Below are 10022 nucleotides of genomic sequence, written 5' to 3'. Positions count from 1 at the left end.
CTGATGCTCGGGGTTGAAGCGCACGCGGTGCTCGTGCAGGTAGTCGGCGGCCGTGGCGACGTAGATGGGCTCGTCGATCGTCGGCGTCTGCTGCACGGCGGTGGTGACCATGGCCGCCGCCATCTGCCCGAGCAGCACGAACACCAGCAGCGGCACCAGCCACCACCTGCGCGGCCGGCGCGACGGCCCGGCGGCCGTCGTCCGCCCCGGCGGGTGCTTCTCGTCGTCGCGTGTGCCCGGCTCGAGGACCGAGTGCTGTTCGTGCGCCATCATCCGCCCCGCGGTGACACCGGCCGCGAGGGGGCGGGGCTGATCCGGGCCCGTTCCATGGGCCCTACTCTCGCACCAGCGCCCGCCCCCTGTGCGTCACCGCTTCAGGAGTCGTACCGACAGACCTTCCGTCGTGTAGACGGGTACGGCCCGCAGCCGGTCGGAGTTCAGCTCGACGCGGTCGAAGGATCCGCGCAGCCGCGGGGCCGACAGGACGCGCACCGTGCTGCCCGCGGCGGGCGGCCTGCGGTCGTCGAGCCGCAGCGACAGCACGCTGCCCGCGCCCAGCAGCGCGCGGTGCGTCACCTCAAGGGCGGGCTCCTGCCCCGCCTGGAGGGTCAGCTCCAGCGTGCCGGACTCCTGGGCGTACCCGCCCCGCACGCACAGGGGCTGCCGCACCCGCAGCGTTCCGCCGGAGACCCGCACGTCGCCGTGGCCCAGCGCGCGGGACGAGGCGGCCACCAGCGTGCCGCCCATGACGAGGGTGCCGCCGGTGTACGCGTTGCGGCCGGTCAGGGTGAGCGTGCCGGTGCCCCGCTTGGTCAGCCCGCCGGCGCCGTCGATGTCGTTGCGCCAGCTGTCGGCCGCGTGGAATCCGCCCGCCGCGGCGTCCATGGTCACGGTCACGTCGGAGTCGAAGGCGCCGTAACCGTCCGCCGCGGCGAACAGGTCGAGCCGTCCCCACTGCTCGAACCCGTCGAGGAGCACGTACCCGGAGGGCAGCGCGGTGGTGCGCAGCACCTCACGGCGCCGGTCCGCTTCCAGGTACGGCAGCCGCGTCTCCAGCAGCACCTCCGCGCCCTTCGGCACGGTCAGCGGCAGGCTGCGGCCCTGGCGCGTCAGCACGTACGTCAGGTGCGGCGCGACCGCGCGGGCGTTGGCGTCCCGGTCCGCGTAGGCGTCGCCCGGGTCGGAGTGGGCGTAGGCGAAGAGGCTGTCGGCGGTGGTGCCCGTCCGCGCGGTGAAGTACTCCAGTGCCTGGGCGCGGGCGGCGGCCTTGAGGGCGGCGTTCGCCGGATCGGCCAGGGTGGCGGCGGCGAGCGCGGTCGCCATGATGCGGCCGCCGAGGACGTCGACCGTGGAGTGCATGCCCGCCACGATCCGGGTGTGGCTGAGCTCGAAGGCGCGCGTCACCAGCTCCTGGAACCGCTCGGGCACGGCGTACGCGTAGGCCAGGCAGGCCAGGTGGAAGGCGTTGGTGTGACCGCTCGGGAAGCCGCCGTCGTCCGTCGCGCTGGTGCCGCGCTGGCGCAGCAGCTGCGGCGCGACGACCACCTCGGAGTCGTAGACGGGGAAGCCGAGCGCGTCCGTCCTGCCGGTGTCGACGACCTCGCTGTCCTCGTTCATGCGCCACGGACGCGGGTACTGGTAGGCGTACTTGGACGGGTTGCCGGAGGCGTACGGGCCGCGCACCGTGTCGACGAGTTCGGCCACCTTGCCGAGCGCGGAGTCGTGCGAGCCGGCGCCGAGCGCGGAGCCGGCCGGGGCGTCGGCGGGCACCGCGTCGTCGATCTTGGCGGGCGGGGTGCCGTCGGGGGCGGCGGTGATCGAGGTGACGGCCTGGGCGCCCGCCCGGTAGAGGCCGGCCAGCGGGCCCAGGCCCGCGATCATCGCGTAGCTCTGGTGCTGGCGGTCGTACACGAACGCCTCCTTCGCCTGCGCGTCCGTGCGCGCCCCCGTGACGCGGGCGCAGTAGCGCATGTTGGCGCGCAGCACCTCGGGCCGCAGCGGCGTGCCGGTGTTCCAGGCGCCGCCCGTCTTCCAGACCTGGGCGAAGCCGCCGAGGACGCGGACGACGGCGTTGGTCTCGGGCGTGAGGTTCGCCGCGACGTTGGTCCTGTAGTCGTCGACGAACGCGGCGGGCGCCGTGGCGGCCTTGGCGTCCCCCGCGGCCGACCACGCCACGAAGGTGGGCGCGGCCAGCACACCGGCCGACGCGCCCAGGGAGGTCTTGAGGAAACCCCGTCTGCCGACGGCGGGTCGACCGGCCGACGAGGAGGAGCCGTGTCCGGCTGATGACGGCATGCGCGTGCCTCTCTTGAGTTCTGCGGCCTCGCGGCCGGAAGGAAGAGCGAGCGAAGGTGCCTGGTGGGACGCCTGGGGCGGATGGCTCAGGTGCGTCCCGTGAACCGCTGAGCGAAGATCTACGGCCGCGCCCTGACCCGTCGGCGAGACACCGGGGGCGGGGACGTGGCCGGTGCGTGAACGCGGGCCGGCCTGTTCACAGGATCGAGCGGGCCAGTGCCACGGCCCCCTCGACCGGCGGCACGCGCAGCGGCCGCGGGCGTGCGCCCGGCACGGCCGCGGCGAGCGAGGCCGCGAAGGCGTCGTAGAGCGGGGGCTGGGCGAGGATCGTGCTGCCCGCGACCACCACGTCGTCCACCACGACCCCCCGTTCGGCGAGCCGTCGCACGAGCCCGGCCAGTGAGCGGCCGGCCTCGGTGATCACCGCACGAGCGAGCGGGGAGCCCGCCTCGGCGGCCGCGAACACGGCCGGCGCGTGCCGGCCCCAGTCCGCGGACACGTCGGCGGCGCCCTCCAGCGCGGCGCCGAGCGCCGGCACTTCGGGGACGCCGAAGGACGCGAGCAGCTCCCGGGCGAGTGCGTCGGGCTCCTGCCCGCGGTCGTGCGCCGCCCACGCGGCACGCGCGGCCTCGCGTACGAGACCGGCCGCGCCGCCCTCGTCGCCGAGCACCGCGCCCCAGCCGCCGACCTGGACGGGATCGCCGTCGGGCAGCCGGCCCACCGCGACGGACCCGGTGCCGGCCACCAGGCCGACGCCCTTGTCCAGACCGGCCGCGGGCACGAGCAGTTCGGCGTCGCCGACGACCGACGCGGGCACGTCGAAGTGGAGTTGCAGAGCGGTACGTATCTGCGCGCACTGGCGCGCGGTCTCGCAGGCGTGGCCGCCCACGGCGACGGCGGACGGGCGCGCGCCCGCGGCCAGCAACCCGGCGACCAGCGCGGCCAGCCGGCCGGCCGCGGCCACCGGGTCGTGGGGCCGCCAGCCGCTGCTCGCCGTCACCTGGTCGGCGACGCGACGGGAACCGGCGTAGGCACGCAGGTGGGTCTTGGTGCCACCCACGTCGATGCCGACCACGAGAGGCGTGGAGTCCTGCACGGAACCTCTTTCGTCGTTGTGCTGCACTGCATGGCGTTGCACTGCGACGGCGGGCGAACCGTGCCTGGAACAAAGGAAGTTGGGGAACTAGGGAAGCCCCGGGACGGGCTTCTGACGGACACGGCAGGCGAGTACCGTGAAGTTCGTTAGGAAGTTAACTAACGAAGTACAGTGCGTCAAGAGGTGTCGCGGACTCGATCACCGAGCGGCCCTGACCTGTGGGAGAACTGTGATACACGACGTGGCGCAAGCCCCCCGCCTGACCGAGAGCGCGAGCGCCGTGTTCGCCGTGCTCGCCGAGGCGGGCAGCGCGACCCGGCCGCAGCTCGCGAGCCTGGCGGGTCTGTCCAAGCCGACCGTGTCCTCCGCCGTCGCCGAACTGGAGGGCGCCCGGCTCGCCGCCCACTCCGGCACCGCCTCCGGCGCCACGGGCCGGTCCGCCGCGGTCTACGGTCTCGGGCCGGCCGCCGGCGTCGTGCTCGCCGTCGACCTCGGCCCCGCCGTGACCCGGGTGCGCGGCTGCGCCCTGGACGGCACCCTGCTCGCCGAGGCCACCGGCACCCGGCCCGAGGCCCCCGACGTGGTGCGCGAGGCGCTGGCCGCGCTGCCCGACGGGGCGCCGCTGCGCACCGTCGTCGTCGCCGTCGGCGATGTCACCGCGCGGGGCAAGGAGGGCTTCGGCGTGCGTCCGGCGACGGCCAAGGCCGGTCCCGTCTTCGACGCCATGGCCGTCGCGCTGCCGCCGGGAGTACCGGTGCACCTCGAGAACAACGTCAACTGCGCCGCGCTCGCCGAGCTCCACGAGGGCGCGGCCCGCGGCCGGCACACCTTCGGCTATCTGCGCATCGGCGTCGGTATCGGTCTCGGCATCGTGGTCGGCGGGCAGGTGCTGCGCGGCGCCAACGGCGCCGCGGGTGAGCTGGCCCGGCTGCCCTACCCCTGGGACGAGGGCCGCGAGCCGCGCCACGAAGCGATCGAGGAGTACATCGGCGCGCGCTCGCTGCTGCGGCGCGCGGCGGACGCCTGGCGGGACGAGGACGGGCCGTGCCCCCGTACCGCCGAGGAGCTCTTCGCGCTCGCCGGCGAGGGCCGGGAGTCGGCCCGTGCGGTGCTCGGGCGGCACGCCGCGGACGTCGGCCGGCTCGCCGCCGCCGTGACCGCCGTACTGGACCCGGGGCTGATCGTCCTGGGCGGCAGTACCGCCAAGGACCCGCAGATCCTGCCCGGTGTGCGGGCCGAGCTCGACCGGCTGAGCTGGCCCACCGAAGTGGTCAGCAGCACCGTCGGTGACCTCGGCACGGTCGTCGGTGCCGCCCGGCTCGCGGTCGCCCGCGGAGTCCAAACCGTGACCGAGGCCGCGCGGACTAAGGATTGACGGCCTCCGACTCGGTCTGCCAATGTCCGGACAAGCGCTTTCTAAGTCGGCCGGGACGCCGGCTTGGGTCGGCGTCCCGGCCGTACGCGACGTACGGCAGCCGCACCGGGGTGAGCTGGTGCGGCGACGGCCCTCGGGGCCGGGGATCCCACTCGTCGAGGAGCGATGCGGCCGGGCGAGGCCGCGCCCCCGGAAAGCGAAATTTCCTGGAAAATGCACCCGTGCCGCCTCGGTCGGCGCCGTGCTCCGTCCCCTATGACGAAAAGGGATCGATGATGATCAGTGTGGGTGTGCGGCGCTCCCGCCGACTCGGCCGCGGCGGTATACGCCGTGTGGTTCCCCTCGCTGCCGTGGCCACGGCAGGTGCCCTTCTGCTCTCCGCCTGCGGCGGTTCTGGGTCCGGCTCGGGCGGCACGTCCAAGTCGCTGACGTTCTGGATCTCCACGGTGCCGGGACAGGACGCGGGCTGGAAGAAGCTGGTCGCGCAGTACAAGAAGGAGACCGGCGTCAAGGTCAAGCTGGTCAACATCCCCTACGACGGCTACACCACGAAGCTGCACAACGCCGCGCAGGCGAACTCCCTGCCCGACGTGGCGGCCGTCCCGGCGCTGGACCCGATCTGGTCGAACAAGCTGGTGGACCTCAGCTCCATCGCCGGCAACAAGGCGAACAACATCAACGCCAACTTCCTGGCGAAGGACTCGTCCGGGAAGGTGCTCTCCATCCCCTCGGACGTCACCGCCTCCGGCCTGTTCATCAACAAGTCGCTGTTCGAGAAGGCCGGGGTCTCCTTCCCGACCTCGCCGCAGAAGACCTGGACCTGGACCGAGTTCATCAAGGCGGCGAACAAGGTCCGCGAGAAGACCGGCGCCAAGTACTCCCTGACGTTCGACCAGTCGCCCTCGCGCCTTCGCGCCATGGTGTACGAACTCGGCGGCAAGTACGTGCACGCCGACTCCTCCGGCAAGTTCTCGGTGGACGCCGCGACCAAGAAGGCCGTGAACACCTTCGTCGGATGGAACGACGACAGGACCATGCCGAAGTCGGTGTGGACCAGCGGCGCCGATCCGTCGGCCATGTTCCAGAGCGGTGACGTCGTCGCCTACTGGTCCGGCGTGTGGCAGGTCGCCGCCTTCTCGGAGTCCATCAAGAAGTTCGACTGGGCGAGCGTCCCGACCCCCGCCGAGCCGGTGCAGGCCAGCGACGTCAACAGCGGCGGCATGATGGTCGGGTTCAACAACAACGGCGCCGCGGCCACCGCCGCGAAGAAGTTCATGTCCTGGCTGTACGAGCCGGCCCACTACACCGAGCTGTGTGCGGCCTCCGGGTTCCTGCCCGTCGAGAGCGGTCTGAGCCCGAAGTACCCCTTCAAGTCCGCGGCGGCGCAGGCGGCGTTCAAGCTCTACAACGAGGAGATCCCGCTCTACGCCCCGATCTCGGGCTACTTCAACGGCGCCCAGACGAACTGGGTGCTGAAGGGCAAGAGCCTCACCGAGGACCCGACCAAGACGGAGCTCGGCAAGGCGATCAACGGCCAGCAGTCGGCCGACAAGGCCCTGGAGAACATCGTGGCCGGCTACAACCAGCAGGTCGGCGGCGCATCCTAGGCCACAGGGCCGGGTGGCGGGCCGAGACCCCGCCGCCCGGCCCTGGCGCCCATGTGACGCCGGGCCCACGGCCCGAGCCCACGGCAATCCATTCCACCAGCACGGAGTCAGGAAGATGACAAAACGCGCCTCGGCCGTGTCCGCGAGCCCGCCCAGGAGACGCAGCAATTACGTTCTCGCGCCGCTCGTCCTCATCGCGGCCAACGTCGTGCTCTTCGCGCTGTTCTTCGTCTGGCCGGCGGTGATCGGGCTCGTCTACTCCTTCACGAACTACACGGGCGTGGGGGCGTTCCAGTTCGTCGGACTGGACAACTACCACCACCTGTTCGGGGACTCCACCTTCTACGATGCGCTGACCCGGACGCTGCTGTACGCCGTGCTCTTCGTGCCGCTGAACTTCGCGCTCGCGCTCGCCGCCGCCAACCTGGTGGTCAGCAAGCACGCCAAGGGCACGTCGGTCGCCCGCGTCATCTTCTTCATCCCGTGGCTGCTGTCGCCCATCGTCGTGGGTGTCCTGTGGCGGTGGCTGTTCGGCGAGAACTTCGGACTGGTCAACTACGTCGTCGAGAAGCTCGGCGGAAGCGCCGTCCCGTGGCAGTCGAACGCGGACCTGTCCCTGCTGGTGGTCGTGATGGCCGCGTCCTGGGCCTGGACGGGCTTCTCGATGCTGCTGTTCATAGCGGCGATCAAGAACGTGCCCACCTCGTACTACGAGGCGGCCTCCCTCGACGGAGCCGGCCCCTGGCGGCAGTTCGTCAGCATCACCCTGCCGAGCATCGCGCCCACCTCGTTCATCGTGATCCTGCTCAACACGATCAACGCGATGAAGGAGTACCCGGTGTTCGTCGCCCTCAACAACGGCGGGCCCGGAACGTCGAACAACCTGCTCGTCCAGTACATCTACGAGACCGGCTTCAAACGGGGTCAGATCGGCTACGCGAGCGCCGCGTCGTTCGTGCTCATGCTCATCCTGATGGCCGTCGCGGTCATCCAGCTGATCGTCAACCGGCGGGTGGAGAACCGATGACAACCACAGACATGCCGCGCAAGGTCGACGTCGCCCCCGGACAGGCCGCGACGGGAAAGCGGCCCCGCGGCGCGAGCGGCGGCGGGCTGCGGCGGGCGGTGTCCGCGACGACCCTGCTGTGGATCCTGGCGTGCCTCTACGGGCTGCCGGTGCTGTGGTTCGTCCTCAGCTCCCTCAAGCCGGCTTCGGACCTGTTCTCGTATCCGCTGACGCTGGTTCCGCACAACCCCACCCTGGCGGGTTACCTGACGGCGTGGCGCAGTGCCAACTTCTCCCAGTACTTCATCAACACGACCATCGTGTGCGTGATCACGACGATCCTCACGGTGGGCGTCAGCTGCTGCACCGGGTACGCGTTGGCCAAGTACGACAACAAGTGGCTCAAGGCGTTCTTCATCTGCATCCTGGCCACCACGATGCTGCCGTCCGAGGTCATGCTCGCCCCGGAGTTCCTGGTGGTCCGCAACCTCGGCCTCTACAACTCGTTCGCCGGCATCATCCTCCCGGCCGTGCTCACCGCGACCGGATGCTTCATGTTCCGCCAGTTCTTCCTGACGGTCCCCGACGAACTCGTGGAGGCCGCGCGCATCGACGGCGCCCGTGAACTGTCGATCTTCCTGCGGATCATGGTGCCGCTCTCCCGGCCCATCATGCTGACGCTCGCCATCCTGTCCTTCCAGTGGCGTTGGAACGACTACATCTGGCCCCTGCTGATGCTCAACGACCCCAGCAAGTTCACCGTGCAGATCGGCATCCAGAGCATCGTCGGCGCGCAGAACATCAACTGGTCGGTCCTGCTGGGCGCATCGGTCATCTCGATGATCCCGCTGATCGTCATCTTCCTGGTCTTCCAGCGCTACGTCATGGGCGCCGACATCAACGCCGGACTGAAGGACTGACCGTGCCCACCCCGCTCGACCACGAGTTCGTCCACGCGGTGGCCCGCGCCGCCGACCGCTACGCCACCCCGGTGGCGGCCCGCCCCGACGAGGAACCCGCCGGGCTGACCCACCGCGCCCTGGCCCGCCGGGCGAAGACCCTGATCGCGGCGTTCCGTTCCCCGGACTCGGTGCTGCACGGCAGCAAGGAGGCCGTCGCCGCCACCACGACCCACCTGCGCGCGCTGCGGTCCGTGCAGACCGCCTCCGGCCTCTTCGCCGGCGGGGACAACGTGCAGTCGCCGCCGGATTCCGCGTTCACCGTCAACGACGTGTGCGACGCGCACGTCCTCGCCGCCGGCGCGGGGCCCGAACTGCACGACGTCACGGCCGCGTTGGAGGAGATCGCCGGCGCCGCCACCGGCAGTCTCCTGACCGGTGGGGTGCACACCCCGAACCACCGCTGGGAGCTGTGCGCGGCGCTCGCCCGGCTGCACCGGTCGTTCCCCGACGACCGCCTGCTCGACCGCGTGGCGCAGTGGCTCGCCGAGGGCGTCGACATCGACGCGGAGGGCCTTTACTCGGAGCGCAGCGCCAACTACGCGGCCCATGTGTCCAACCCGTCGCTGCTCCTGCTGTCGGAGGTGCTCGGCCGCGCCGACCTGCGGGACGCCGTCGAACGCAACCTCACCACGACCCTGGACCTGATCAGGCCGGACGGCACGGTGGAGACCGTCCACTCGCGGCGGCAGGACCAGCACCAGCCGTTCCCCCTGGCGCCCTACCTGCCGCATTACCGGCTGCTCGCCATCCGCACCGGACGGGGCGACTTCGGCCGGGCGGCGCGGCTGGCGGCCGCCGGCGGCGTCGACGACCCCGGCCTGCTCGCCGAGACCCTCCTCACCCCGGACCTGTGCCGCACCTTGCCGGCCGCGGCCGAACAGCCACTGCCACGCGACCGGTACCTCACCACCGCGCGCCTGGCCACGCACGCCACCGCCACCACGCACACGGTGGTCCACGGCGGCTCCGACGTGCCGGAGCACCGGCGCATCCGCTCGGGTCTCGCCTGCAACCCCACCTTCCTGCGCCTGTTCGCCGGTGACGCCGTCCTCGACGCGGTCCGGCTCTCGCGGGCGTTCTTCGACCTGGGCCCGTTCCGCGCGGCCGGCATGCAGCGGGTCACCGACACGCGCTACCGGCTCACCGAGACCCTCACGGCCGCCTACTACCAGCCCCTTCCGCCGGACCGGCGACGCGGTGACGGCGCCTACCGCATGGCGGACGAGGGACGGTTCTCGGCCGCCATGGCCTTCCCGGACCGGCCACGCGACGAGGTCTCGCACACGACCCGCGTCGACGTGGACCTCAGGGAGGACGGTGCCGACCTGCGGATCGACATCGGCGGACCACCGATGCCCTGGGCGCTCGAACTGACCTTCCGGCCCGGCGGCGTGCCGGAGGGCGCCGAACCGATGGGCGACGGACGCTGGTGCCTGACGAGCGGGCCGGCGACCTATCGCGTCGGCGACGACGAGATCCGGGTCGAGGCCCGTGTCGAGGCGGGCGAACCGCTCGCCGGCCCGGACCGGGGCGACGTCCTGCGGTACGACCCGGGTCAGGACCACACCGTGGTCGGCGGCACCGACGCGACGACCGGGAACCGCCTCTACATCGGCGGGTACGGCCCGCATACGCTGACCGTCGCACTGCGCGGCGCCTCCGGCACGAAGAGCTGAGAACG

Annotated in this window: 7 protein-coding genes and 1 pseudogene; 5 read left to right on the top strand and 3 right to left on the bottom strand. The window is 71.8% G+C overall.

Annotation, left to right across the window (positions count from 1 at the left end):
• From ACFU97_RS37225 to ACFU97_RS37215, 3 genes and pseudogenes are all read right to left on the bottom strand, one after another.
• Window positions 1–273: pseudogene (locus ACFU97_RS37225) on the bottom strand (phospholipid carrier-dependent glycosyltransferase); the annotation flags it as partial.
• Between the two features lie 93 nt (window positions 274–366).
• Window positions 367–2295, bottom strand: coding sequence for a phosphatase PAP2 family protein (locus ACFU97_RS37220; protein WP_384265286.1), 1929 nt, complete (start codon window positions 2293–2295; stop codon window positions 367–369).
• A 196-nt stretch (window positions 2296–2491) separates the two neighbouring features.
• Window positions 2492–3391, bottom strand: coding sequence for a BadF/BadG/BcrA/BcrD ATPase family protein (locus ACFU97_RS37215; protein WP_384265284.1), 900 nt, complete (start codon window positions 3389–3391; stop codon window positions 2492–2494).
• 241 nt (window positions 3392–3632) lie between these two features.
• Here ACFU97_RS37215 and ACFU97_RS37210 point away from each other — a divergent pair, with 241 nt between their 5' ends.
• From ACFU97_RS37210 to ACFU97_RS37190, 5 genes are all read left to right on the top strand, one after another.
• A complete protein-coding gene (locus ACFU97_RS37210) occupies window positions 3633–4766 on the top strand; it encodes an ROK family transcriptional regulator (protein WP_384265281.1) in 1134 nt (377 codons plus the stop codon).
• Window positions 4767–5041: 275 nt separating this feature from the next.
• Entirely contained in the window at window positions 5042–6373 is a 1332-nt protein-coding gene (locus tag ACFU97_RS37205; protein ID WP_384265353.1) for an extracellular solute-binding protein, read from the top strand.
• 115 nt (window positions 6374–6488) lie between these two features.
• Window positions 6489–7400, top strand: coding sequence for a carbohydrate ABC transporter permease (locus tag ACFU97_RS37200; protein WP_384265279.1), 912 nt, complete (start codon window positions 6489–6491; stop codon window positions 7398–7400).
• A complete protein-coding gene (locus ACFU97_RS37195; protein WP_384265276.1) occupies window positions 7397–8299 on the top strand; it encodes a carbohydrate ABC transporter permease in 903 nt (300 codons plus the stop codon). The genes ACFU97_RS37200 and ACFU97_RS37195 overlap by 4 nt, the downstream gene beginning before the upstream one ends.
• Window positions 8300–8301: 2 nt before the next feature.
• On the top strand, window positions 8302–10017 hold the full coding sequence (locus ACFU97_RS37190; RefSeq protein WP_384265275.1) for a hypothetical protein: 1716 nt from the start codon (window positions 8302–8304) through the stop codon (window positions 10015–10017).
• Window positions 10018–10022 lie beyond the last annotated feature (5 nt).

Source organism: Streptomyces sp. NPDC057616 (genome assembly GCF_042800575.1).
In the GTDB taxonomy this organism is placed as follows: domain Bacteria; phylum Actinomycetota; class Actinomycetes; order Streptomycetales; family Streptomycetaceae; genus Streptomyces.
Note: the sequence above shows the minus strand (reverse complement) of the source record. Positions and strands in the feature narration are given on the sequence as shown.

Coding starts and splice junctions, on each gene's coding strand:
- ACFU97_RS37200 (WP_384265279.1), top strand. CDS start 6,489: ATGACAAAACGCGCCTCGGCCGTGTCCGCGAGCCCGCCCAGGAGACGC.
- ACFU97_RS37220 (WP_384265286.1), bottom strand. CDS start 2,295: ATGCCGTCATCAGCCGGACACGGCTCCTCCTCGTCGGCCGGTCGACCC.
- ACFU97_RS37195 (WP_384265276.1), top strand. CDS start 7,397: ATGACAACCACAGACATGCCGCGCAAGGTCGACGTCGCCCCCGGACAG.
- ACFU97_RS37205 (WP_384265353.1), top strand. CDS start 5,042: ATGATCAGTGTGGGTGTGCGGCGCTCCCGCCGACTCGGCCGCGGCGGT.